The 25,968-nt window shown below is 33.6% G+C and carries 24 protein-coding genes and 1 pseudogene; 15 read left to right on the forward strand and 10 right to left on the reverse strand.

What is annotated here, in order from left to right:
* Positions 1-223: 223 nt before the first annotated feature.
* On the forward strand, positions 224-1,828 hold the full coding sequence (locus tag IPK14_04290) for an acyl-CoA carboxylase subunit beta (GenBank protein MBK7992644.1): 1,605 nt from the start codon (positions 224-226) through the stop codon (positions 1,826-1,828).
* 60 nt (positions 1,829-1,888) lie between these two features.
* On the opposite strand, the gene IPK14_04295 is transcribed toward IPK14_04290, so the two are convergent.
* Complete coding sequence (locus IPK14_04295) at positions 1,889-3,016, reverse strand: response regulator (protein MBK7992645.1); 1,128 nt, start codon at positions 3,014-3,016, stop codon at positions 1,889-1,891.
* Positions 3,017-3,302: 286 nt separating this feature from the next.
* On the opposite strand from IPK14_04295, the gene IPK14_04300 reads away from it, so the two are divergent.
* Genes IPK14_04300 through IPK14_04310 form a run of 3 tightly spaced genes read left to right on the forward strand, consistent with a single transcriptional unit; the run spans position 3,303 to position 4,518 of the window.
* On the forward strand, positions 3,303-3,452 hold the full coding sequence (locus IPK14_04300; GenBank protein ID MBK7992646.1) for a Mov34/MPN/PAD-1 family protein: 150 nt from the start codon (positions 3,303-3,305) through the stop codon (positions 3,450-3,452).
* On the forward strand, positions 3,446-3,667 hold the full coding sequence (locus IPK14_04305; GenBank protein MBK7992647.1) for a Mov34/MPN/PAD-1 family protein: 222 nt from the start codon (positions 3,446-3,448) through the stop codon (positions 3,665-3,667). Before IPK14_04300 ends, IPK14_04305 begins: the two co-directional genes overlap by 7 nt.
* Before the next feature lie 26 nt (positions 3,668-3,693).
* The gene (locus IPK14_04310) at positions 3,694-4,518 is read left to right on the forward strand and encodes a purine-nucleoside phosphorylase (GenBank protein ID MBK7992648.1); all 825 of its coding nucleotides are present in this window, start codon (positions 3,694-3,696) and stop codon (positions 4,516-4,518) included.
* A 152-nt stretch (positions 4,519-4,670) separates the two neighbouring features.
* Here the strand turns inward: IPK14_04310 and IPK14_04315 are convergent, their stop codons facing one another.
* The 5 genes from IPK14_04315 to dnaA all read right to left on the reverse strand — a co-directional run bounded on the left by IPK14_04315 (position 4,671) and on the right by dnaA (position 10,372).
* Entirely contained in the window at positions 4,671-4,826 is a 156-nt protein-coding gene (locus IPK14_04315; protein MBK7992649.1) for a hypothetical protein, read from the reverse strand.
* Positions 4,827-4,865: 39 nt separating this feature from the next.
* Complete coding sequence (locus IPK14_04320) at positions 4,866-6,461, reverse strand: glycosyltransferase family 39 protein (protein MBK7992650.1); 1,596 nt, start codon at positions 6,459-6,461, stop codon at positions 4,866-4,868.
* A gap of 137 nt (positions 6,462-6,598) precedes the next feature.
* A complete protein-coding gene (gene pgsA, locus IPK14_04325) occupies positions 6,599-7,336 on the reverse strand; it encodes a CDP-diacylglycerol--glycerol-3-phosphate 3-phosphatidyltransferase (protein ID MBK7992651.1) in 738 nt (245 codons plus the stop codon).
* 130 nt (positions 7,337-7,466) lie between these two features.
* Positions 7,467-8,627, reverse strand: a complete 1,161-nt coding sequence (gene dnaN, locus IPK14_04330; protein ID MBK7992652.1) for a DNA polymerase III subunit beta — start codon at positions 8,625-8,627, stop codon at positions 7,467-7,469.
* Between the two features lie 332 nt (positions 8,628-8,959).
* Positions 8,960-10,372, reverse strand: a complete 1,413-nt coding sequence (gene dnaA / locus IPK14_04335) for a chromosomal replication initiator protein DnaA (GenBank protein ID MBK7992653.1) — start codon at positions 10,370-10,372, stop codon at positions 8,960-8,962.
* A 594-nt stretch (positions 10,373-10,966) separates the two neighbouring features.
* On the opposite strand from dnaA, the gene IPK14_04340 reads away from it, so the two are divergent.
* From IPK14_04340 to IPK14_04370, 7 genes are all read left to right on the forward strand, one after another.
* Complete coding sequence (locus IPK14_04340) at positions 10,967-11,866, forward strand: sigma-70 family RNA polymerase sigma factor (GenBank protein MBK7992654.1); 900 nt, start codon at positions 10,967-10,969, stop codon at positions 11,864-11,866.
* 113 nt (positions 11,867-11,979) lie between these two features.
* Positions 11,980-13,131, forward strand: coding sequence for a hypothetical protein (locus IPK14_04345; GenBank protein ID MBK7992655.1), 1,152 nt, complete (start codon positions 11,980-11,982; stop codon positions 13,129-13,131).
* 120 nt (positions 13,132-13,251) lie between these two features.
* Positions 13,252-13,461, forward strand: a complete 210-nt coding sequence (locus tag IPK14_04350) for a twin-arginine translocase TatA/TatE family subunit (protein ID MBK7992656.1) — start codon at positions 13,252-13,254, stop codon at positions 13,459-13,461.
* Between the two features lie 154 nt (positions 13,462-13,615).
* Positions 13,616-13,951: a PASTA domain-containing protein gene (locus IPK14_04355; protein MBK7992657.1), complete on the forward strand. Its 336-nt coding sequence runs from the start codon at positions 13,616-13,618 to the stop codon at positions 13,949-13,951.
* Positions 13,952-14,095: 144 nt separating this feature from the next.
* Complete coding sequence (locus tag IPK14_04360; GenBank protein ID MBK7992658.1) at positions 14,096-14,767, forward strand: ribulose-phosphate 3-epimerase; 672 nt, start codon at positions 14,096-14,098, stop codon at positions 14,765-14,767.
* A 61-nt stretch (positions 14,768-14,828) separates the two neighbouring features.
* Entirely contained in the window at positions 14,829-15,968 is a 1,140-nt protein-coding gene (bamD, locus tag IPK14_04365) for an outer membrane protein assembly factor BamD (protein MBK7992659.1), read from the forward strand.
* Between the two features lie 200 nt (positions 15,969-16,168).
* Positions 16,169-18,619: a response regulator gene (locus tag IPK14_04370; protein ID MBK7992660.1), complete on the forward strand. Its 2,451-nt coding sequence runs from the start codon at positions 16,169-16,171 to the stop codon at positions 18,617-18,619.
* 61 nt (positions 18,620-18,680) lie between these two features.
* On the opposite strand, the gene IPK14_04375 is transcribed toward IPK14_04370, so the two are convergent.
* The 3 genes and pseudogenes from IPK14_04375 to IPK14_04385 form a co-directional block, all read right to left on the reverse strand.
* On the reverse strand, positions 18,681-18,983 hold the full coding sequence (locus IPK14_04375; GenBank protein MBK7992661.1) for a hypothetical protein: 303 nt from the start codon (positions 18,981-18,983) through the stop codon (positions 18,681-18,683).
* A gap of 150 nt (positions 18,984-19,133) precedes the next feature.
* Positions 19,134-20,708 carry an AAA family ATPase gene (locus IPK14_04380; protein ID MBK7992662.1) on the reverse strand — a complete coding sequence of 525 codons (1,575 nt, stop codon included), beginning with the start codon at positions 20,706-20,708 and terminating at the stop codon, positions 19,134-19,136.
* Positions 20,691-20,957, reverse strand: a pseudogene (locus tag IPK14_04385) (NERD domain-containing protein). The gene IPK14_04380 and the pseudogene IPK14_04385 overlap by 18 nt, the downstream one beginning before the upstream one ends.
* A gap of 180 nt (positions 20,958-21,137) precedes the next feature.
* Here IPK14_04385 and IPK14_04390 point away from each other — a divergent pair.
* The 3 genes from IPK14_04390 (at position 21,138) to IPK14_04400 (ending at position 23,119) form a co-directional block, all read left to right on the forward strand.
* Positions 21,138-22,010, forward strand: a complete 873-nt coding sequence (locus IPK14_04390; protein MBK7992663.1) for an alpha/beta hydrolase — start codon at positions 21,138-21,140, stop codon at positions 22,008-22,010.
* Between the two features lie 169 nt (positions 22,011-22,179).
* On the forward strand, positions 22,180-22,488 hold the full coding sequence (locus tag IPK14_04395) for a PilZ domain-containing protein (protein ID MBK7992664.1): 309 nt from the start codon (positions 22,180-22,182) through the stop codon (positions 22,486-22,488).
* An 85-nt stretch (positions 22,489-22,573) separates the two neighbouring features.
* On the forward strand, positions 22,574-23,119 hold the full coding sequence (locus IPK14_04400) for a tetratricopeptide repeat protein (GenBank protein MBK7992665.1): 546 nt from the start codon (positions 22,574-22,576) through the stop codon (positions 23,117-23,119).
* Between the two features lie 80 nt (positions 23,120-23,199).
* Here the strand turns inward: IPK14_04400 and IPK14_04405 are convergent, their stop codons facing one another.
* Positions 23,200-25,311, reverse strand: coding sequence for a hypothetical protein (locus IPK14_04405; protein ID MBK7992666.1), 2,112 nt, complete (start codon positions 25,309-25,311; stop codon positions 23,200-23,202).
* 189 nt (positions 25,312-25,500) lie between these two features.
* Here IPK14_04405 and IPK14_04410 point away from each other — a divergent pair, with 189 nt between their 5' ends.
* Positions 25,501-25,953: a nuclear transport factor 2 family protein gene (locus IPK14_04410; protein ID MBK7992667.1), complete on the forward strand. Its 453-nt coding sequence runs from the start codon at positions 25,501-25,503 to the stop codon at positions 25,951-25,953.
* Positions 25,954-25,968: the final 15 nt, after the last annotated feature.

The raw sequence follows: 25,968 nt of genomic DNA on the forward strand, positions 1-25,968 counted from the left end.
AACTATTGATCGTTGATCATTGAATCGATCATTTTTCTTGATCGTTGATCTGTTTTTAGGAACTTGATCTTAAAAATGTGATCGTTTTCCTTGATCGTCCGATCATTTGATCCCATTATTGATCTCGGATTTTATCAGACTCTTTATAACAATTAATAATTTGATAACTTGGAGGCTTGACGCTGTGACACAAAAAAAAGCAGAAAAAGAAATTACATCGAATATGCACAAATTAGCCAAAGAATTACAAGATTTATCAGAAAAGCTTAAATTAGGTGGTGGGCTAGACAAAATCAAAAAGCATCAACAACAAGGAAAACTAACAGCTAGGGAGAGAATAGCCAAGTTGTTTGATAAGGATCGTCATTTCCAAGAAGTAGGGCTACTTATTGCTTATGACCAATATGATGGTCAAGCCCCGGGAGTAGGAACAATTATTGGGTTTGGAGAAGTTTGCGGACGTGAAGCGGTAGTGGTGGCTAATGATGCAACAGTCAAGGCTGGGTCTTGGTGGCCGGAAACTATAAAAAAGATTTTACGCGCTCAAGAAATAGCAATGCGTTGTCATGTACCTATTATTTATCTAGTTGATTCTGCTGGTGTTAATTTGCCTTATCAAGGTGGGGTGTTTCCCGGTCAATATGGAGGCTCAAGGATATTTTTCTATAACTCAATAATGCGTCGTTACTTAAAAGTCCCCCAACTTTCTGCTGTTATGGGTCAATGTGTGGCAGGTGGTGCTTATCTACCTGCTTTAAGCGATAGCATCATAATGGTTGAAGATAAAAGCTTTATGGGGTTAGGTGGCCCAAATCTAGTTAAAGGTGCAACAGGCCAAAGCGTTGACGGTGAAATTTTAGGCGGAGCGCGAATGCACAATGAAATAAGCGGTGTAGCACATTATCGAGTGCCTGACGATGAAACTTGCATTTTGAAATTACGCGAACTTGTAAAAGATCTTCCTCCCGCAACACCACCACGTGCAGCAATTGAAGCAGCAAAAGCACCAAAAAGACCTGAAAAAGATATTTATGACATTATCCCTAGCGATCATCGCCTGCCTTATGACATGCGAATGCTGCTAGATTGCATTTTAGATGATGGCTATCTAAATGAATTTCAAGCTGATTATGCCAAGGAAATTATTACTGGTCATGCTCGTATCTGTGGGATTCCTGTAGGGATTATTACAAATCAACGTGGTTTAGTTAAAGGTGCAAAAGGTAAACCACCTAAATTTGGTGGAATTATTTATGCTGATAGTGCCGACAAAGTAGCCTATTTTATAGAAACCTGCAACCGTCAAGGAACTCCGCTACTTTTTATTCAAGATGTGTCTGGTTTTATGGTTGGTGTAGATGCTGAACAATCTGGAATTATTCGCGCTGGAGCAAGATTTGTAGAAGCAATGGCAACGGCTACAGTGCCAAAAATAGTATTGACTGTAAATCATGCTTCTGGTGCTGGATATTATGCAATGGCTGGACAAGGTTTTGACCCTGATTTTATTTTCTCTTGGCCTACAGGCAGAATGGGAGTAATGGAAGGTGAGTCGGCTGTTATGGCTCTCTTTAGTGGGCAATTAGATAAATTAAAAGCCGCAGGAAAAGAACCAGACGAAGAGCTAAAAGCAGCAATGAATAGTGTTAGAGCAGATTACAACCATCAATTAGACGCTAAATATGCTGCTGCTCGTGGTTATGTTGATGCTGTAATTATGCCTGAAGAAACACGTGCTTGTTTGTCTTTAGCACTACGCACAACATTAAATAACAGTGGCCCACATCTAGGTAACTTTGTTTTACCCAGTAATTTAGCTGGTGTGTAAAAAGGAAAATAACTAATGTAAAAGCCTAGTGTTTTATTTCTAGGCTTTTACAATTGGATTTTATTGAACCATTCCACAATTAAGACAAAAGACATCTCCAAAGCTAACCGTCTGTCCACAACCACTACAAATGCTAGTTTCAGGTACATGCACAGCCGTTTTATCAACAGCAGCACCACACTCAATGCAAAAAACGTCTTCTGGAAGCACATCTGCGCCACATTCCTGACAAGCAATACTATTTAATGAATGTTTTATTTGCAGCGGGTCTTCAGAATCATCAGGAAAATATTCAAACTGTTCTCCTGTTATTTGAGGTTCAAAAATCTTTGCAAGTCTACTGGTAGTTGCTCGTTTTATATCACTAATTTCTGGAATAGGTTTTGATTCTATCTCTAGTCCTGGTAATTCTATAGAAGCATTCACCTTATCAATATTTAAGTTTGGTATTTCATCAACAGGTTCTAATACTTCTTCTACATTTTCTTTTTCCTCTGGTACTTCAAATTTATAATCTATTTGAGGTTGAGTTTCCTTTTGTTCTAATACTATTTCACATTTTGCTTCTATAGGTTCTGGTGTTTCTTCAGTTTCTTCAATATCTATACCTATATCTGTTTCTACTTCTATAGTTTGAATATCATCTTCATCCATATCATCTAAAGATTCTATTTCTATATCCATATCTATATCTGGCAGATCATCTAAATCATATATTTCTTCTATTTCTTCTACTTTTTCATTTACTTCATTTTTATTTTTTATAGAAATATTTAATGTTTGGTTATCAAACTCTTGTTCAAGGCCATTTATTGGAGCAACACCAGTCCAAATAAAATTTAAGAGAGAGATTAGCAAATTAGGTTCTACAGATTTAGGTAAGTAGCGAGTAGCACCAACGCGCCGGGCTTCTAGGTAGTCAAAAGGTTCATCTTCACTAAATGTTAATACTACCGCAGTATCTCTTGAAGCTGGAATACTTTTGATTTCGTCACAAATTTGATAGCCTAGTTTCCCAGGCATTATAACCGCAAGTAAAACAATATTAGGTTGAAAATCCAATACTCTAGCCAAAACTTGCTCACCATTGTTAATGGTTTCGACCTGATGACCTTGTTCATGTAATAATCTTTGTAAATCAGAATAAGTAGTTAGGTTAGGATCTGCAATTAAAATTTTGCAAGCCATATTTTAGGATGTAATCCACTCCTGTTAATTTTTGTAAAACTTTTAAGGCGTAATTAGGTAAAGATTAAAATACTGAACAATCGAAGCTAGAGAGTCATTATACTTCATAAGCAAGTCATTTAGGTAACTACAAATAGCACTTTAAGCTAAAATTATTGCTAAAACTAGATATAAATAACTTATAAATAATTGCTTATAAATGCTTTTATATGCTAAAAAAGGAAAATTTACTTTTTTAAAATAGGCAAATACTTTGTATTTATTACTTAGCAATGTTAGAAACTCCATGATTTTACATGCTAGAAGTTCCTCTCCTAATGAATGTTGCGGACTAGTTGCGGGAAAAGATAAACTTTTTACTACATATTATCCGCTAGCAAATTGTGCTGAAGAACCTACAAAAAATTATTTTGCTGCCCAAAAGAATTACTGCTAGCCTTAAAAAAAATATCTTTAGCTAAACAAGATTTATTAGGTATTTATCATTCACATGTAAAATCTATTGCTTATCCTTCGACTAAAGATATAGATTTGGCTGTTTATCCAAATGCAGTTTATTTTATTATTTCGCTGGCTGGGGAAGAAAGTCTGGCTGCATTTGAAATTAAATCAAAAAATGTTATTAATGTTGATTTCTCAGTTATTGAATAAAAATAAATTTTTCTAGGAGATATTAAATGTCTAACCTTTATGAAAAAGCTCTGGAAGCTGCAAAAGTAATTAAATCAAAATCTACATGGGATATAAAAACCTTAGTTATTCTTGGATCGGGGCTTGCGGCTTTTGCTGATAAATTATCAGACGCTATAATAATAAATTATAATGAAATTCCTTATTTTCCTGAGCCAACGGTGATAGGACACAAAGGAAAAATGGTTTTAGGGCTTTGTGGAGGCTGTCCGGTGGCAGTAATGGCAGGACGTTTTCATCATTATGAAGGTTATACAATGGAAGAAGTTACATTTCCAGTTCGAGTTGCGGCATTGATGGGAATTAAAAACCTGGTAGTGACTAATGCTTCAGGTGGCTTAAATCCTGAATTTGAAGCTGGGGACATTATGATTATTTCTGATCATCTTAACTTAATAGGAGCAAATCCATTAAGAGGGCCAAATGATGAGCGTTTTGGGGTAAGATTTCCTGATATGACAGAAGTTTACTATTCACCTTTTAGAAAAATAGCAGAAAGTGAAGGCCAAGCATTAGGATTAAACTTAAAACAAGGTGTTTATACGGCATTACCTGGCCCAAATTATGAAACACCAGCAGAAGTAAGAATGCTGAGAGTACTAGGGACTGATGCGGTAGGAATGTCAACAGTACCAGAAGCAATTGTAGCTAAACAAATGCACATGAAAATATTAGGAATTTCTTGCATTGCTAACCTTGCAGCAGGCATAAAAGAAGGTACATTAGATCATCAAGAAGTGCTAGATATGAGTGCAAGCGTAAGTGAAAAATTCATCGAATTATTAAACAAAATCGTGCCAAAATTGGAATAGAATTTTTGCTAATTACGCCCAGCCCTGTCATGACTGGGTTATTACAAAATGCCCCTACAGGACATTTAAGGTTTTAATGCTTCTTTAGAATCAATAACTTACTTCTAGCTAATAGTTAAAAATAGCTCAAGAAATTCTTGGGCTATTTTTATTTAGCCCTTCTTTGAAAAAGTTTCTGCCTCAATAAATACTTTTTTAACTTCTGGGAATGTTTGCTTTATTTGGCTATCCATTTTGCTAATCAAGGTTTCTACTTCTAGTGAAGAAACAGCATCGGTAAAATCAGCATAAATAACTTTTTTTGACAAAGAAGCCGTAAAAAGAGCCTTTCTGTTTTTAGAAATTATTTACTTATCATTTATTTTATCAGACTCTATTTTTTGCCAAACCATCATTCTTGGTGATGGGCCAATTTCATAGATAAGTTGGAAATCCTTGGGAAAATCTGGCATTTTTTCTAACTTTTGCCAAAGAGAGTCACCTTCTTTGACAACAACAGTATTAACATTTTCAGGAATTTTTTCTGAATGCCAACCATCAATGCCTTCAAATACAATATCTTGGAATTTAAGACGGCTAAAAGCAATTACTGCTGCTAGATCTCCGCTATAGATTAGAGTTTTCTTTTGTGGTGGATGAGTAAGTAAATAATTAGTCAGCTTTCTACGCGCACGAGATTCACTAATATTAAAGTTATTTCGATAAGGTTCTTGAATTACAGCTAATTGATTTACTCCAGCAGAAATAAGCCAGTAATAATTAAACACAACTAGAGAAAAAACAATAAGAAATTTTTTAGTATTATCTGGTTTTAGAAAAATAATAGGGAATATTGCTAAAGCTAATGTGATGTTTAGGCCATAACGCACATTAAGCAAAGAAATTGCGCTAAGTGGATATATTTGTATATTGCCAGTGTAGAGGCTATAAATAGTAAAAAGAAATGGAATAACTAATAAAAAAGTGGGTAAAACTTTAATTAAAAACTCTTTATTTTTTGCTCTAAAAATAAGAAAAATAGTATAAAAAAAAGAAAATATTCCTAGCAAAGAAACTAGTCCAGAACAGGCTAAAGAACTAGCAATAGCAACTAGACTCGCCAAAGGTAGATTGCCTACAGTAAAATCAGCCCAACCCAAACGAGATTGTAAGCGTAAATAAATACCTTTTGCCGAATAAAAGCCATTATAAAACTCTAGCGGATTACCATAAATTGCCCAGTTATGCCAAAGCCAATAGATTATGCCTAGAGAGCCTATAGCAGCCCAAAGAAAGACTGACTTCGCCCTTTCCTTGATATTCCCTTGTTGAGCAATAGAAATAACTAAAACAGCACCTGGTAGCATTGCCCAGGCTTCATAACGGGTAAGTGTAGCAAGCGAAGTTATAAAAGCTGACAAGATTAAGTATTTTTTTGAATCACTCAAAGACCATTTTAATAACAAATAAAGAGCTAAAACATAAGTAGCTAAAAAAGGAAGTTCGGTCATTGGGCTAGATTGTAGATAAAGAATGCTAGGGTTAAGAGCAAAAATCAAGGCGGCTAAAATTCCTGCTAGCAAGTGTTGTTCTTGCCTAAAATAACTAGAAGCAAAAATATTAGCGATTTCAAACAAAGACATTACACAAATCAGGTAAGAAATCATTGAAACAAGACTTCCAGCCAAGCCTGTACGCCAAAAATAGTCATGCCAAATAAAAGGAAGCATTAAGAAGTGTGGAAGTGGCAACCAAGGTGATCCAAGCTGAATATAACGTTGCCAAATACTAGTTGTGTCTAGGTCTACGATTTTTCGAGCAATATTTAGGTGGGCAATCCCATCACCATAAAGATTTGTTAGACCTAAATGAAAAAAATATAAATAGCTAAATAAACTAATTATTAAAGAAAAAACAAATATAAATATGCGCGTTTGATTGAGTGAGTAGGATTTATTTAGCATTAAAAGGAAATAGCTAATAAATTAAGCTGGTATAAAGAAAAAAGTAAATTAGAAAAACCAATAATATGCCAACCTTAAAATGCGTGATCGATGACCAAACTTTTAGATTGGCATCTATATGCCAAAATTGTAAAAAATTAAAGATTTTTTTCTTCCATAGGTAAATCATTTTCTGCAATAGGTTTTTCCTTACGTCGTCTCATCAACTCTCTTAAGCGTCTTCTTTTTTGGCGTACCTCAAAACGATTTCGGACTTTGCCATAAAATTTATAAAAATAGCCAACCATTGAATAAAGCGAAGAAAAAACCACTATCCAAAGCATACCACGTCCGGCTGAGTAACAAAACAAGCGAAATTGGTCAATTGTAATGTCTTTTGTTTTAGTAATCTCTAATAAAATTTGTCCAAAATTTGGGTTATCAGATGGAGGTAAACCATTAACTGTACCTAAAAGTAATAAAGTAATGGCTAGAACTTGGGTAGCCATTTTTAGTTTACCCATTTTAGAAGCAGCAATAGTAAAGCCTTCAGTAGCAGCAATAGAACGCAAGCCAGAAACAGCAAATTCACGAGCAATAATAATTACTACGGCCCAGGCAGGAGCAACATGAGTTTCTACTAAGGAAATAAAAGCCGCTGAAATCAATAATTTATCTGCAATTGGATCAAGTAAAGTTCCTAAAGTAGTAACTTCTCCACGTCGACGGGCAAGAAATCCATCCAACAAATCTGTAAGTGCAGCAGCTAAAAATAGCGAAACACCTAGAATTTGTTGGGGCATACCAAACTTGCTTGCAACATTTGTTAGTAAGACTACTACCAATATTGGCACAAGAAATATACGTGTAATAGTTAGCGTGTTTGGGAGATTCAAACTGCCCTACCTACAATGTCCATATTAGGAATTTATCAGCATAAAAATAATTTATTTGGCAAAAATTCTAGCAAAAAACCCTTAAACTTCCAATGCTGTAACATTAAATAGTTAAAATTAAGCTGTTTTCTTAAATTCTCATTGGCATCACTACATATTTATATTCAAGACCTAAATCTTTTTTAGGTCGTAGTTGTGCTTGGCTGTTAACATCCTTAAACTCTAAGTTAAACTCCTCTGTCCCAACAGAGTTAAGAAAATCTAATAGGTAAGAAGAATTAAAACCAACATTAATTTCAGGCCCATTATAATCAGTTAAAATTGTTTCTTCAGCCTTTCCTACTTCGCTACTTTGAGAAGTTATTTCTGCTAAATTATCAGACACTCGCAATTTAATACCTCGGCTTTTTTCATCAGCCATAAGAGCAGCACGTTTAATAGCAGATAAAAAATCACTAGTAGAAAATACCATAGAAAGTTTTATTTCCTTTGGTATAACTAGTTCATAGTTTGGAAATTGGCCTGAAAGAGTGCGAGAAATAAGAAGGCGTTGACCCACCTTAAAAAATAAATGGTTATCATCTTTTTCAAAATAGACAAATTCTGGTTGTTTTTGAGCCTCTTTTTCATCTTTACCCTTGTTTGCTGTGTCTGCAAAGTCAGAGAGCATTTTTAGCAATTCTGTTAGCGTTTTTCTTGGAATTAGCACCTTAAAATCTTCTGTTAAATCTTGAACAAAGTTTTTTTGTTCAACATAAGCTAAGCGATGACCATCTGTAGCAATCATACGAGCAGATTCTTTGCTTAACACAAATTGCGCACCATTAAGAGCAAACCTTTGATTTTCTTCTTGTGTAATAGCATAAATAGTATGTTCAATTAAGTAACGCAACCTGTCAGCAGGAAAAGAAAGTTTTGTTTCTTTAGGTTCTGGGACTGTAGGGAAAGAATCCTCAGGTTGGCCTACAATGCGATATTTAGAACGTTGACAACGAAGTTCGGCCCAGGATTGCTCATCTTTCTTTAAGTGTATTTCCGCATCTGGCAAATTACGAACAATTTCAAAAAGTTTTCTTGCATGAATTAACATTGTGCCAGGCGTTTTTACTTCTGCTTCACATTGGCAACGAATAGTGACATCTAAGTCTGTTGCAATAATTTTAATTGCATCAGAACCATCTGAGGTAATAGAAATATTTTGCAAAGCTGGAATAGTGTTTTTCTTTTCAATTACGCCTTGAACAAAACCCAATTCCTTTTGCAGGTTGCTCTTTTTTACCGTGAACTCCACGCTTTTACTCCTTTAAGTAAAATTTAATAAGTTTTAATAATTAAACTACTTTATAAAAATTATTTACTTTCCTAATAAGATCTTATTTCTTGATCTAAAAAATTAAAAATTTAGTAGATAGATCAAATATTAATAATAGAGCCTGTGGAAATGTGAAAAAAGTTTTTTAACTTATTGAAAAATAAAGTATTTTTGTCAATAAAAAGCTGTGCGATCTGCTGTGGATCCAAGTGTGTAAAACTTCTTCGTCTGTGGATCCTTTTTAACAGCAAAAATTTTTTTCACAGGATCCAAAGGGATCCAAAAAACTTTATAGGAAAAGTCAAATAACTTTATTTTAATGAACTAGTTAAGCTGTTGATAACTCTGTGGAAATCTTTATCAGTTTGGTATAGCGAAGTTATTTTATTCACACTATGAAGCACCGTAGTATGATGCTTTCCTCCAAACTCTCTACCGATTTCTGGCAAACTAGCTTTTGTTAATGTTTTACATAAATACATTGCTACTTGTCTAGGAATTGCGATACTACGAGAGTTATTTTTTGATTTTAGATCATTAACCTTTAATCCATAATGGCTTGCCACTACTTTTTGAATTGTTTCTATTGAAATTCCTCGTTCATCTTCATCAATAATATTTCTTAATACTTCTTGAGCCAGTTGTAATGTAATAGGCTGTTTTTTTAGCGATGAATAGGCGACTAGACGAACTAAAGAGCCTTCTAATTCTCGAACATTAGACTTTATTTTACTTGCAATAAAAAGAGCTAAATCATTTTCTAAATCAATTTTTTCCAGTTCTGCTTTACGTCTTAAAATTGCTACTTTGGTTTCTAAGTCAGGTGGTTGAATATCTGCTAGCAAACCCCATTCAAATCGGGAATGCAAGCGTTCTTCTAATGTAGGAATTTCTTTAGGTGGACAATCAGAAGAAATAACAATTTGTTTTTGTGCGTCGTATAATGCGTTGAAAGTATGAAAAAACTCTTCTTGAGTTCTTTCCTTACCAGCAATAAATTGGATATCATCAACTAGTAAAACGTCTATTGACCTATACTTCTCACGAAAAGTTAAAGTTTTATCGTAACGAATGGCGTTAATTAGTTCATTCATAAACTTTTCTGCGGAAATATAAACAAGTCGTAAGTGTCGGTTACGGGATCTAATAGTATGTCCAATGGCATGCATTAAGTGGGTTTTTCCTAAACCTACGCCTCCATATATAAAAAGAGGATTATAAGCTTTTGATGGAGCCGCGGCGACAGCTTGCGCCGCAGCATGAGCAAATTGGTTTGAAGAACCTACTACAAAGTTTTCAAATGAATATTTTTGATTTAATGGGGTTTCAATGGGTTCAATATCTACAAATCTAGTGCTAACAAATTCATCTAATCCAGAATCATCAAAACCACTGTAAACTAATGATGGAGAAGCTTTTATACTTTCTTGGGAATCAAAAAAATCCTTATTTCTAAAATTATTACTTTGTTTACCTTTATCATTAAAACTAAAAATAATACGATAATTACTAAGACCTAAGTCTGATAAAGCTTTTGATATTTCTTCGCTATAATTTTCTATAATCCAATTTTCAAATACTTTGTCTGGAGCAGTTAAATAAATAACATTATTGGAATTAGATAAAAAAGTTATAGGTTCAAACCAAGTATCAAAGCTTTGATGATTTATTTTTTCCTTAATTAAGGAAAGAATAGAGTCCCAAAGATTTGGGCTACTTTTTATGTTCATAAACTATATCCGATCCATTGCACAATGACCTAAGTAATTTTTAGGTTAATAATTTGTTTTTATAGTTTAATTTTTAAGACTAAGACGAGATAAAGATTTAACTCTTAGATAAGATTTCCACAGCAATTTAACAGCTTTTTAATGTTATAAAATATATTAGTTGTGAAGAACTAAGAGGCTTATTTTCAGTTATTTAAGCTGTTGAAAATATTTTTTCAGACCAAAATCGAGATTAGCATATGCTTTTATTGCTTTGCAATTGATTTTCACAGGAAAGAATAGAAAAAAAGCTTTCTTAAAAGTTCTTTTTAGAGCTATGAACATTTTTATCAAGATCTTAGCTAAGCAAAAAATTTTCCGATCACGTAAGGAAAATTTTTACATTTTTTTTACAGTAGAAAGGAAAATTTAGGTAGAATTTTGATCTTTTACAAACAAATGAAGCAAGGAAGCATTGAATAGAAAAAATAAAACTCTTATTTTAGTCTAATCAAAGATAGAACTAAAATAGCCTAGGGTTACATTCCTAATTCTAGGTTAAATTTTAGGATTAAAAAATGTAACCAATGTAAGCTTAGGGCATAAGACGTGCAAACAAGTTCAAAAGATTTTATTAGTAGGTTTAATAAAGAAATAACAGAAATTTATTTCTCAATAACTAAAAGGTATTCAATAACCAAAGAAAAATTTTCAGAGGTTCTTTATTTTGTTATATTTAGATATTTACTAAAATCTTCTCCAGATGCTACTAGTAGAGAAATTATAGCCTTTTTACTTCAATTAAATGCTCAGGATCTTTGTTTTGCTGTTGCTTGTGCTGAAGCAGATGAAACAGCTTGGGAAGATTTTATGCGGGATTACAGGGGGTTTTTACAAGCAGTTGCTCATCAATTAACAAAAAATGAGACTCAAGCCGAAGAATTAGTGGAAATTGCATGGAGTGAACTTTTTGGACTTCGAGAAGTAGAAGGAAAAAGGGTTAGTAAATTTTCTTCTTATTCTGGTAAAGGTTCGCTAAAAGGATGGTTAAAAGCGGTTTTATTTCAACTTTCTGTTGATCGTCATCGAAAACAAGGTAGATATGTACAAACAGAAGAAGAAAAAGATTTTGAACGCTTAACACCGGCTGTTGCTCATACAGCGGAAAAAAATCCTTCTATAGGAAAGCGTTATCAAATTGCTACACATAAAGCACTAGAGAAAGCCATTACTACCTTAGATTCTCGTATGAAATTAGTGCTAAGTTATTATTATTACGATAACTTAACGTTAAAACAAATAGGACAAATTTTTGGGGTACATGAAGCTACAGCAAGTCGTTGGCTACAAAAAATTCAACAAGATATTCGACAAGAAGTAGAAAAACTTCTTAAGCAAGAGCATCAATTTAATAATGTTCAAATAAAGGAATGTTTAGAATTTGCTTCACAAAGCGAAGGTGTAGACATCAAAACTTTACTAACAAGTGAACCTCCAAGAGGCCCTTAAATTTAGCAGAAATATCTGCAAGATTTTTGTTAACTTGCGTTCCCACTATGGGAAAAGTAGAAGCTATAATTATTAGAGCAGAGTATTTTTTGGTAGCTTTTTAAGGGGAAAAAATGGAAAACACAAAAGACAAAGCAACAGATTTGCAAATAGATAATTTGTTGCGTAAACACTTAAAAGACAACCCACAAAATGTTGAGTGTGAAGGCTTTGATCCAGACTTAGCCACAGCTTATGCAGAAAAAACTCTTAGTGGGATTATATTAGAAAACTATCAAAGCCACTTAATTGCTTGCCAAAATTGTCGCCAAATGACTACGGAATATTTATTAATGTTTGGTGAAGAAGTCGCTAATAAGGATCCAGAACAAGTAGTTTTTTCAAATGAAGTAGTTAAAAAAGAAGTAAAAAAACCTTCTAGTTTTGGATGGACAAGTTTAAGAGAATGGCTCTTTGCTTCACAACTTCGCTGGGTTACAGTAGCATTAGTTATAGTTTGTGCAATAACATGGATAGTTTACGATCGAAATATAAATACTAACACTATAGCAGAAAACAATAATATTCAAAACGGGAAGAAAAATACTCCAGAAAATACTAGTGATCCTAAAGTTATTGATCCAAAACCTGAAGATAAGGTAACATTACCTGATAATGTACTCGCGACTGATAATAAAAAAGATTTAATAATTACTCCTGAGAAAAATAAGGATAGTAAAGATAATAAAGATAATAGAGATAATACACAAAATGTTACACCTGAAAATAAATTAGAGAATAAAGAGGAATTTGCTAATAAAACGGCTCCTACTATAAAATTACCAGACTTAAAACAAGGGGAAACAATACCAGATTTAGCAGGAAATAGTAAAAATACCCCTATTAATATTACTGACCCTTTACAAATACCGCCCCCACCACCAGCAAATAACGATATTGCGCAAAATACAGAGAAAAATACCGGTACTACTACAACTAATAACGGCCCTCGTTCAACAAAAGGTGAGAAGTTAGGCATAGGTTTAGCTTCTGATATAGAAGAACAAAAAACTATAGCAGGAAAAAAGTTTATTCTTAAAAATGGAGTTTGGACAGATAAAGAATATTTAAGTCGAGGAGCCAAAAATCTAAAGAAGGTAGAACTTAAGAATGGTAGTGAAGAGTATAAAAAGGTTTTAAGAGAAAATGCTAGCTTAAAGCCTTATTTTGGAATTGGAAAATCTGTCATTGTGCTTTATAACGACACACTTTATTTGATCAAATAAGCTCTATAGATAAGAAAGAGGTTTTATTTTGCTATCCATCCGTAAACAGGTATTTTATTTGACAGTTAGTAAGACACAAGACTAGAATTAGGGAATGTTTTTAGTTTTAAGGAGATCTCTATGCTTGGCCTTTTTTTATTTCCTCTTGGCCCTACAGAAATGATAGTTATTTTAGTAATTTTGGTTGTTCTTTTTGGTGGCAAAAAGATACCAGAATTAGCATCTGGATTAGGAGAAGGAATTAAGAATTTTAAGAAGTCAATGAATGATGATCCTGATGCAGATAAAGAAAAAGTTGCACGTATTGAAGAAACTTCTAAGTCTAAGTAACTATTTTTTAGGTTGCTATTTAAGGCGTAAATTTATAGGCCCCCCCTTAATAGTTTTGCTTATAGTTTATTGCTTATAGTTGAAAGCTTTTCTAGGAAATGCTAGACTAGCGTTTCCTTAAGGTTCTACTTTAGAAAAATCTGGAGAAGTAAAATTGGGCTTTGCTAGAGTATTTTGGACAGTCTTTCGACGCTTACTTATTCTAGCAATTCTATTATTAGCCTTTATTGGTAGTTCTTTAACAGCAATTTATTTTTCTCGTGGTAAAGAAGTTAAAGTACCAACATTTATTGGTAAAAAACAAAGTGATGTGCAACGCATCGCTCAAGGTGTGGGACTAACAGTAAGTACTATTGAAGTTGTTGATGAAGAAGCTCCTACAGGTATTGTCATTAACCAAGAACCAAAAGCAGGTATGATAGTTAAAACAGGTTATACAATAAAAGTTTTTTTACCTAGCAAAAAAATAGAGAATAATACCCAACCTTAATAAGGCTGGGCTACTACCATAAGCCCCTCTAAGGCTTATAAGTAATGTAAAAACAAAGTATTATTTTATTTAGCTATATAGAGGCTTTTAGCAATAGTACAGTCGTTTACGACTAAACGCATAATCACAGTAGGATTTTTATTTATGCAAATAAAAATAGCTCCTTCAATATTATCTGCTGATTTTACTCGTCTAGGTGAACAGGTAAGAGAAGTAGAAGCCGCCGGAGCAGGTATTTTGCACGTTGATGTTATGGATGGTCATTTTGTTCCTAACATCTCTATTGGCATACCTGTAGTTGAATCCCTAAGACCTATTACTAAACTTCCTATTGATACGCATTTAATGATTTCTGAAGCGGATCGTTATATAGAACGTTTTGCTAAAGCTGGTTCAGATATGATTTCTGTTCATGTTGAAGCCGTTCCACACCTTCACCGTAGTCTTGATTTAATCCATAGTCTAGGATGTAAGGCTGGTGTGGTGCTTAATCCAGGAACTTCACTATCAACTTTAGATGAAATTTTACCTTATACAGATTTTGTTTTACTAATGTCAGTTAATCCTGGCTTTGGAGGACAAAAATTTATTAAAAGTACGTTAGAAAAAATATCTAAGCTACGAAAAATGATTACAGAACGAGACTTAAATGTTCATATTGAAGTAGATGGTGGTATTGATATGACTACTGCTCCTCAAGTTACTGCTGCCGGAGCAGAATGGTTAGTTGCTGGTTCAGCTATCTTTTGCGCTGAATCTCCTGCTAAAGCTGTTGTAGAAATGCAGCAGATAGCCAATAAACCTTTTTCTGTTTAATTTATTTTTAATTTTTCTTATTTTTCTTAATTAAAAAGTTTTATTTTGGAGTAATGCAAAAATGAAATTAGCAAAATTTTTCACTCTTTTTATTATATTAACTTTAAGTTTTTCTTTATCTGCTTGTAGTAGTAATAAAACTACTAAATTATCTGTGTCTGATAATGCAGATCAGCCTCGTGATGGTCGAGATCGAGAGCTTTTTGAAGATGCTTTAAAAGAAATGCAGAAAAAACGCTATGAACAAGGCCGTCTGTTAATTAACACTATGGTGACAACTTATGGTGATAGCCCGCTACTACCAATGGCAAAACTTACTATTGCAGATTCTTACTATAGAGAAGGTGGTACAGGAAATTTAGTACAAGCAGAAGCAGAATATAGGGATTGGCTACAATTTTTTCCTAATCACGATTTAGCACCAGAAGTTTTAATTAAAACCGCAGAAATACACCTTAGACAAATTCAATCAGCAGACCGTGACCAAGAACACGCTTTGAAAGCAGAAAAAATTTTGGTAGAAACCACAAAGCGTTTTCCTAAATCAAAGGATAATCCAAAAATAGTAGAGTATTTAGACTTAGTACAAGAGAAATTAGCTACTCATGATTTAGGTGTTGCTAGGTTTTATTTTGAGAGACGTGATGCTTGGAAAGCTACAGAATCTAGATGTTTAGATATTATTAAAAAATATCCTAACTTTATAGAAATGGATATAGCCCTTTGGTATTTGGGGCGAGCCTTAGAGTCACAAGAAAATACAGAAGATGCTTCTAAGTATTTTGCCCGTATTGTACGCGAATTTCCAGAAAGTAAATATCGCGATGCTGCGGCTGAAAAATTAGAGCTTTTTGGTAAAGTTGTTCCAGATCCAGACCCAACTATTACAGAAAAAATAGTTGAACGTCGCTCTATGATGGCTCGTGTTATGGAAAATCTCTTTGGCCCAACAGTTGCCGTCTCTAAAGAAGGAATTTTACTTAAAGATGGCGACAAGATAGATGAATCAACTTATGAGCTAATAAATACTACTGCAAGAAATACAGGTAGCGACCCTACAAGTAGAGGTGGTAGTATTGGAAGTAAACCTACTACAGATAACGCGGATAATAATGCTAATCCTACAAACACAAACAATGAAGGAGATAGCAACCAGCCAAAAATAAAAGAGAAGAAAAAAAACAAAAAATCTAAAGGTTAATTACTAAAAAATAACAAATCTTGACAGCAATAAGCTAAGGATGATAGTTTAGTTTTTCAATGTTTTTGGTTGATTTCAAAAGAGTTTTGATTTCTAGTTTGCAACGCTACAGAGTAAAATTTTCTCTGTAGCGATTTGCATTTAGAATGCCACTTAGATTAATCAAAACTAGGAAATCAAAGTCTATTTAGGAGGACGGAATGGGACATAAAATCTTACTTGCTGACGATAGTATAACAATACAAAAAGTTGTTAACTTAACTTTTTCTGATGAAGGTATAGAAGTTGTTACAGTAGGGAATGGAGAATTGGCAGTAAGAAGATTAAACGAAGTCCAACCAGACATTGTACTTGCTGATATTTATATGCCTGGTAAAAGCGGTTATGAAGTTTGTGAGTATATTAAAACTAATCCTCAATATTCCCATATCCCTGTACTTTTATTAGTAGGGGCTTTTGAACCTTTTGATCCAACAGAAGCCGTTCGTGTTAAAGCAGACGGGCATTTAACAAAACCTTTTGAATCTCGTGCTTTGGTTGCAACAGTAAATAGACTTATAGCTAATAATCCTAAAAGGGCTGTTACTCCTGTTCCTACCCAAACACCTTCTTGGCAAAATATTCCTCCAGATGCTACAACTACAAAGCTTTCTCCAGAAATTGCTGCTCGTTATCAAACTAGTTTCTCTCCAGAACTACAAAAGGTTGAACCCTTTATGGCTAGTCCAGTAACACCAATTCAAGCTAAACCGGTGACACCAATACAAGCTAGTCCTGTAATGCCAATACAAGCTAGCCCTGTATTTCCAGCAAGTCCAATAACACCAATACAAGCTAGCCCTGTATTCCCAGAAAGTTTTGCTCCTCCAAAACCAGAACCTGTTTTTCCTCCATCCTCTTCTGCTAATAACTTTGTAGATAAAGTTTTTAGCTTTGATGATAGTAATTCTGCACCTATAACAACAGTTCCTGAAGAAACGTCTGATAAAATGCAGCTAGATATAGATAGAGGCCCAGTTTTTGATTTAGACGCTCCACCACCACCTAGCGAGCCAACATTTGAACTAGAATTAAGTGATGATACTTATAATACTTCGGAGCAAAAAGATTCATCTACTCTAGCTTTTGACCCAAATGCAAATGTCTCCACACTTAACAATCAAACACAAATGGATAAATCCGTAAATTTTGAATTTACACCCGATGAACCTGTTGAAGCAGAAAACTCACTGCACGAAAATAAATATGATGAATATGAAAATACTCAAATAATGGGTTCTGCTTCCCGCAAAGAGCTTTTTGCAGCTTATTCGGCTTACTCTAGTTCTGCACCTTCTACAAGTAAAATGCAAGATCATAAAGACATGTCACTAGATATAGACTTTGGCACCCAACAATCTTCTAGTTTTGAAGTAAAAAGTAATGCAGAAACAGAAGATGTTAGCACTGTATCAGAGGACAATTATAGCTATGATGATTTTAGCCCTTTAGAACTAGAACCTTTAGAAGAAGTAGGCTATTCACAAACTCAGGAACAGAATACTTCTGCTTCTACACCTCATACAACTGATGAATTGCCAGCTATTAGCGATGAATATGTTTTTGAATCAACAACTTCTGAAATTAAAAGAGAACCTTTATTAGATATAGAGGAAATTCCTTCTCCCGAAGTTTCTAGGGTAGAAGAACTTAGCTTAGATATTGGGCGAATAACTAGTTCTCAAGATGTTGCAAGAGTTACAGAAACGATTCCCCAAATTCCAGAGCCTATTGCTACTCCAATTTATACACAAGAAACACCTGCTTTAACAGAAATGTATGTTTCTGAACCCATTGCACCAATACAACACCATGAAGAACCTAAATATATTACCCCTAATCCAGTAGAAGAATTTAATTACTCTGAACCAATATCTAATATTCCTGATTACGCTTCAAGTCCAATGCCTTTAAGTACTGTAAACTCTAATCTTACGTCTATAACTAACGAGGAAGATCCTTTAGGTTTAGAATCTCAAGATCACCCACTAGAAATAGATGAAAGCCCTTCACAATTTGAGCTTGAGCAAGCACCAACCCATTACTACACAGAACCATTGTCTTCTAATTACAACGCTATTGCAGAAGAACCTTTAGCCGATTTAGTAACACCAGAAAGTGTCTCTAATACTATAAATGAACCTCAAACAGTCTTTGAAACAAATGCTGGCTTAGAATCTGTTTTAGAACTGCCAGAAGTACCAGAACCAACACCTGTTTTACCTGCTATTTCAAACCCAATTTCAACTACAACTTTTGTCGAAGAAGAAAATCTTCCTACAGCAACAGATTTAGCTTCTGCTAGTGCTTTTGTTTCTTCCCCTATTATAGCTTTGTCTCCAGTTTCAACAATTCCAAGTTTAGTTGAAACTAATACAGTAGTAGAAAACCTTATAACTAAACCTGTTATTGAGTCTGATAATCAAACAAAATTAACAGCTATCACTAGTATTACTAGTATTGATCAAATACCACAACACTTAATAGACCAAATTGTTCAACGTGTAATATCTCAGCTTAGTGAAAATGTTGTAAGAGAAATTGCTTGGGAAGTAGTCCCAGATCTAGCAGAAATTTTAATCAAAAAGCAGCTAGAAAAGAAAGTTAAATAGTTGGTTAACAAGAGCTAATGCTAACAAGCTAACATTTTAAGTTTGTTGAAATTACTTTAAATTATTTGTATAGACGAAAAAACTTAAAAGACTTCGGCCATTCTTCTCTAGGCTTAAAAGCAATAGCAACCTCCTGATTATCTAAAGCGGATTCCGTTAAGATAATATGATCAGGTGTTTCTTTAGCTTTCTCAAATTCTGAATCATTAACTTTACATATAGCCTTGAAAAAAGGCCCTGATAACCATTCTGCAATTTCCGGAGTATCTTTAAATTTTAAATAACAAGCCAAAGATGCATGTGCTGATGCAAGCATTGCAAAACCATTTGGTATTGATTCTTTTATAAGGATATACATTTTCATTTTTCTTTTCTCCTTTAGATTTTCGTTTTTCTTCATTCTACTTCAACTCATATTATATCTTTTGTTTTCCCTTTAACATTTAAATAACTTTATCCTTTTTAATAAATACCTAAATACAACGTAAACTATGTTACGATGTAATAAACCATTTTAGTAAAGAGCTAGTTTTTCTCTGCATTGTTTAAGATCAACAATAAATTGAGAGGCTTTACAGTGAGTAATTAAAAGCTCATTGCGAGCGCGTGTTAAACCAACATATACTAGTTTTCGCTCTACTTCTGCTTGTTCTATAGATGAAGGCAATAAAGATAATCCCACTAAAGCCACAGCAGCAAAATCTAGCCCTTTGGCACTATGGATAGTTGATACTTTTACTTTAGCTGATGAAAGTTGAAAACTACGTTTTGACTCTTGATTGCGGGTTATCCATTCATATTCAATTCCTGCTTCTTCTAGCGAAGTTAGGATAGCTTGTATATATTTCTCATCGTTAGGGTTAGCACCTTTTTTTACATATAAAATTAATATTTCTTGTGGTGGATACTTACCTTTTTCTAGCCAAAGTTTTACTCTAGCGGCTATTTCTGCGCATTCTTCTCTAAAGCTTTGACATTCAATTAGTTGTGGGAATAAACCAGATCTTAGAGTTGCTTGAGGTCTTATTATTTCTAAGAGTTGACCTTCATCATCTTTTAGTAACTCATCTGTAAATTTTACTCCGCAATTAAGAAAGCTAGAGGCTAGTTGGGCTATTTCACGAGTATTGCGATAGTTGGTCTTTAATATTTTAGCGCGTCCTTTAATTTGAATTCCTACGCTCTTAAAGCTAAACCCTTTGCGATAAATATTTTGCGCACTATCGTGAACTATGAATAAACTATTAGTTTTTGGGTTTAAGCAACGAACTATTAATTTTAACCATTCAGGATGGAAATCATGAGCTTCGTCTATTAGGATTGCATCAAAAGTGGGAACTTTATATTTTCCTTCATCAATAAGTTTATTTAGCTTTTGGGAAAGAATTTCTGCCCATTTTTCACCGCTAGCTTGTTCAACTTTAGCCCTAGCAGCTAGTTGCGCTAAAAATGGATGATAGTTTGTTACTTTAATATTAGCTAAACATTTAGGCAAAGCTACCATATCTATCATTTGTTTTAACATAGTAGTAAGGCTTACGTTATAACATAAGACTAAAATTTTCCAATCAGGATAAAGCTGTGCCAAAATTCTTGCTCTACAAATTAAAGTCCAAGTTTTTCCAGAACCTGCAACACCCCTTAACAAACGGTGTCCTTCTCCTAGATGTTTAGCTAAGCGTTCTTGCTCTAAGTCCATTACTGTAAGAATAGTTTCGCTATCAGTTTCTAATTCTGGCAAAAAATCTTTATTATCTTTAGATTCAATTTGTTTTACAGGAAATTGTTTTCGAGGAAGCCTTATTTCTGGAAAAAGATGATATCGAATTCGGTCTATCTGCTCTGTTGATAAATGAAAGTTAAAGTATTGAGGAAAAAGCATTTGTAATTGTTGTTGAAATTTTTCTGCATTTATAGAAGTACTTAAATGGTCGTAAAATAATGCTTTATTAACCTCAAATAATTCAGGCAAAGAAGACTTAAAATCTTCTGATTTAATACGACTCCAAACAACTCCATAACTAAAGGGAAAAGCTAGTTTACCTTTATAATCATTGCTAGATTGAACTAGTAACGGGTCAGATGCCAATAAATCAACTATTTGAAGCGCATAGTTTCTAGCTTGGTTAAGAGGGTTGGTACAACTTTTTTGGCCTTTGGAAGTTTCTATAACAATATATTTAGGGTTAATTTCTTTAATTTGAGATAGTTGCCAATCTTTAACTTCTAAAATTAGCAGCCCAAGTTTAGGGTCTAAAATAACAAAGTCTGCAAAGCGTTGTTTAATAGGAATATTAAACCAAACATAAACGTCATCACTTAATTTATTTTGAAGCAGCTTAAAAGGGCTGTTTCTCCTGCGGTTGCTTCTAAACTATTAAGTGTTTCTGGAATCATATAAGCCATCTTGCTAGCATTTACCACCTTTGTTGATTTATTTGCTTTGCTAAAGTATCTTAGTTCTTAAGGCTAAACAAAAACAAATACAATAAATCAAACCAGCAAAAAAAGGTAAATTATGAAATTAAGGTATTTACTAGTATTAACAGTTTTCTTATTGGTAAATGTAACTATTGTTTATGGTCAAAGAGATGGAAACTTTAATAATTTCATGGTTATAAAAAATATGGATAAGGCAGAACCATTAATTATTGGCGAGACATTTACAATTGACTCAAAAATTCTTGGTGAAAAAAGACGCATAAACGTCTATATTCCTTCAATTTATTTAGAATCAGCAGATACTAAATTGCCAGTGCTTTATATGCCTGATGGGGGTATGGCTGAAGACTTTTTGCATCTAGCAGGTCTTGTGCAAGTGTCTGTAGGCAATCAAACAATGCGACCATTTTTGCTAGTGGGAATTGAAAATACTGAAAGACGACGTGATATGACTGGCCCTACTGAAAATGAAGAAGATAAAAAGATCGCTGTGCGTGTAGGAGGTTCAGAAAAGTTTAGAAAGTTCTTAAAAGATGAATTAATGCCCCAAATAAAAGAGCGTTACCACACAACTAACGAAACAGCCATTGTTGGCGAGTCACTTGCAGGACTTTTTGTAATGGAAACTTTTTTTCTTGAACCAGATTTATTTGATACTTACATAGCACTTGATCCAAGCCTTTGGTGGAATAATCAAAAACTAGTCAAAATGGCAGATAAACAACTGCAATCACATCCTAAATCAAAGAAAAACTTATATTTTGCAAGTAGCGATGAAAAGGGTATTTCAGATATTACTCAACAATTATCAGGGATTCTTAGTAAATATGCACCTTCTATGCTTAATTGGCACTATGAAAAAATGCCAGAGGAAAAACACTCGACAATCTATCATCCAGCGGCTCTCAAAGCTTTTAGGAGTTTGTTTAAACCTACCATAGATAAGTAGGTGTTAATTATTTTTATAATTCTATAAAAATGTGTATGTACAAAGAAATAAAAGAAACTATGATAAAGAAAAATAGTTGTATAAAGCCTTTTAACAGGAAAAAATATAATAAATAATGGTATAGCTATTGCTTAGTATAGTAATAAAATCTTTTTGGAGGGTCAATATAATGGACGACCAACGCGAAGAACCTAGAGAAGAAGCTAAAATGTTTATTACTGTTGAAGGCCATGATCTTTGGGGTCATGAAAAATTAGAAGCATTAGTAACAGATGTAAGTCATTCAGGAATATGTGTATATACCGAATTTCCTTTTGAAATTAATTCTATCGTTAAATTATATTTAGGAGGAGAATTAGCTGCTAAAGGAGAAATTGCAGATGTTGTTACAGATACTACTCAAGAAAATGCAGCTTTAAGAACTCGTATCGGTATAGAAATTACTCAAAAATACGAGGCTTGGCCCTATTTTTCTTAAAGTGTGGTAAAAAATCCACTGTGGAAAAATCCTTAATTTAAGGGACTAAAACAATAAGAGATAAATGGAGAAAAATATATAAAAAATGAAGTTAATGAGTAAAGTTATAGTAAATTTCTCCATAACTATTTTATTGATTTTGTTTGCTTTAAGTGTAACAAGTGCTTTTTCAACAGAGGAAAATTTTAAGCTTAAAAACTTATCTAAATCAATAAAAGATAATTTTTTAGTAGTAAGTACCCAAAATGACGAAGAAACACTTAAAGCTATCCTTAATGAATGGAACTTAAACGACGTTAGAGAAACAAGAGAACGACTAGAAAGTTTAGTAAGAAATAATCCTAAAAACTATGTAGCCTGGTATTGGATAGCAGTAGCTTCTCATCGTGACCTTGATGATAGCAAGCGGGCTAAAGAAGCTCTTTCCAAAATAATTAAAGCTAACCCAAAACAGCCTACTTGGTTGATACCCTGGGCGTACTTTCGTCTTGGTATGGTTGCAAACTCTGAAGGGCAAACTAGCGAGGCTATAAAGCTTTTTAATAAAGTTCTTTTATTTAAGGATGATGGATCTGGTTTTTATTATGCTGCTCAAGATGAATTATCTAAACTGGAAAACTTAAATGAGTAACGTTTAAGTTTTAGATTTTATGGGATAATAATTTTGGAGTTAAACTATCATCCCACAAAAAAGGATTGCTCTAACTTTAATTATTTCTTAACGTTAAAGCTAATAGCTTCTATTTGTTTGTTCATTTCTACATATAAATTAGCTTTGTCAGCCGTAATTTTCTTGATTTCTGCTTGTAATCTCTCTATTTCGTCTTCACCTGTCTTAAATTTTTGTATATAGCGGTTCATTAAGGTTTTATCGTCGGCTGTTTTACTAATAGTTTCTAAGTTTGTTCTTAAACGGGCTTGCTCTGCACTTATTTCTGATATTTGCCGATTTTTAGCTACTAAAGCTTGGTCAGTTTCATAAATTTTGTTTTTGATATCTAAAATTCGCTCTAAAGCTTGTTTAATTTCATCGCTAATATGTCTTCCTTTATAGAAAAATTCTACGTCTTCAGGAGTAAAACTAGAAATATAGTAAGTAGTTTCTACTGTGTTTTCCTCAACTACAGGGAATTTTAATGTTGTTTTTGGCTCAACTGTAACTCGGAAACGGAAGTAGTTTTGCGTTTTTTCTGCTGGTTCTGGAGTATTGACTAGCTTCCAATTTTTCTTAAAAGGATGCTCTAAGTAAATAACTTTTTGTTTATTGTCTTTATTAACAATATTATAAGTTTTTGTGCTTATTTGTTTGTTGTAAGCAACACAACTTCCCTTATTAATGCTTACTGAAGAAACATTATTTGCTTTATCTTCGTTAGAAACGCTAATAAAACAACTTAAGTCCGCCGCATAAGTAAGAAATCTTTTTTCATCTGGCTTCATTCTGCTAATTAGGCTTTCACCTGCATAAGTTTCTTGTTCAAAAACCGTTAAAGGGCCATTTTCTAAAGTTAGATTAGTAGTATTATGGATTAAAACACCACTCATAGGGTTTCTAATCTCATTATCTTCGTTAAAAATAGCTATACGCTCACCTTCAATCTTTGTTGAGATAATAGGGATTAATGCTGAACTATTACGCTTAATAGTTACTGGATGATCTACTTTATATTCAAAGAGTTCACCAATATTTCTTCCTACAGCTACCGAGCTAGTAGATAATTCTAAATTTTCCGTTAATGGCCTAGGCGGTGGAGGTGGAGCATAAGAATTTCCTACACTTCCTGCTATAACCCCACCAGCGACCCCACCAGCAACGCCACCTTCAATGCCACCTTCAACCCCAGCATCAAGGCTACCTTCTTCTGGTTCAGGGTTATTTTTATCAATAGTTTCTTCATAAATTTGTGGCCTTAATGCAGGCTCATCATCTTCTGGAAGCGGGACTTCTGGCCGAACACGATATTTAATTGCTTGTATATCTTGGGTAAAAGAAACAGGTTTACCAGAAACAAGCGATAGTTGCACATTTTCCCAATCTTCATTTTGTTCATTATCTACAATCGCCCAACCTTGTAAAAAAGGCTTTCCTTTGCTATCTATAACAACTCTATAAGTTGTTTTCCAAACAGGAGCTTCAATTGTATAGCCTGCAACAATATTTCTTTGACCTTCACCTTGAGCAGAAATAGTAATATTACGAACATCTTTTTTATGAGTATTATTTAAAATATCAAGATAATGTTCTAAATCATTACGTAATTTTTGGTCTAAAATTTTTATCCCTCTAATTTCTACTAAATCAAAAGCTCGAATATCTCCAAGCTCAGTAGAAATAACCAATAAATCTTGCTCTAAAATATTTTGATTTTGTGTAATACGTTTTTTTTCTAACCCAACAACTTTTCCTGTAACTATTTCTTTTGCACGAACTTCTACTTTTGCTCCTCTCATTTGAGCAATTAGGGCTGACATACCACGTTGATTTGAATCAGTTAAACTAAGCGAAAAATCTTCCAACTGTTTATCAATGGGTTTTGAAGAATCATAATTTACTGTAGAAATTCGTCCTCCATTTAAGTCTAGGACTAACAATGACTTAAGCACATCATTCATTTGTTTTGTATTAAATTCTAATTCAATATTTTCTGATCCTGCAACCATGCCTTTTCGCTCAAAATATCCTACGCCGTGACTATATAAAATAACTCTTTTTACAGGTAATTGGCCTATTTGATTTGATTGATTAGAAGGTTTTTCTAGTTTTTGGGCAAAAACAGGAAAGGTAAAAGATAAAATTAGGGCAAAAACAAGCAGTTTTTTCATAAAATTAATCTCCCAAGGCGAAATAATCATCTTGGGAGACTAGACACTAGCTTTAATAGATTTGTTCCCAACAGTTTGCTTGCTAGCAAAAAGAGCTTTAAGCTTTATAATTACAAATTATTATTTCTGTGAACTCCGCTAACAACTAAAAGTTATGCTTATTAATATTTATTGCTTAAGGTTATTTTTATGAAGAAAGCTATTTTGTTAGTAATTTCTCTAGTGTTATTTTTTTCTTATGTGGTTATTGCACAACATAACAAAACAGAAAAGCTTAAAAAAGAAGTCTTTGATACTGAGCAAGCTTTTGCTCAAACTATGGCAAGCCGTGATCACACAGCATTTAGCTCTTTTTTATCCTCTGAAGCTGTGTTTTTTTCTGACAAAGAAGTTTTACGAGGTAAAGAGCAAGTAGCTAATGCTTGGAAAAGTTTTTATGAAAAGCCTAATGCACCTTTTTCTTGGAAACCTGAGCAAGTAGAAGTCCTGGATTCAGGAACACTTGCCTTAAGTTCTGGCCCTGTTTATGACCCTAGCGGAAAACTTGTAGCTAGATTTACTTCTATTTGGCGATTAGAGTCTAGCGGAAAATGGAAAATAATTTTTGATAAGGGTAATAATGTCTGTGATTCTGCTAGGTAAGTTATATGAGGTAAA

Source organism: Blastocatellia bacterium, assembly GCA_016713405.1.
In the GTDB taxonomy this organism is placed as follows: domain Bacteria; phylum Acidobacteriota; class Blastocatellia; order Chloracidobacteriales; family JADJPF01; genus JADJPF01.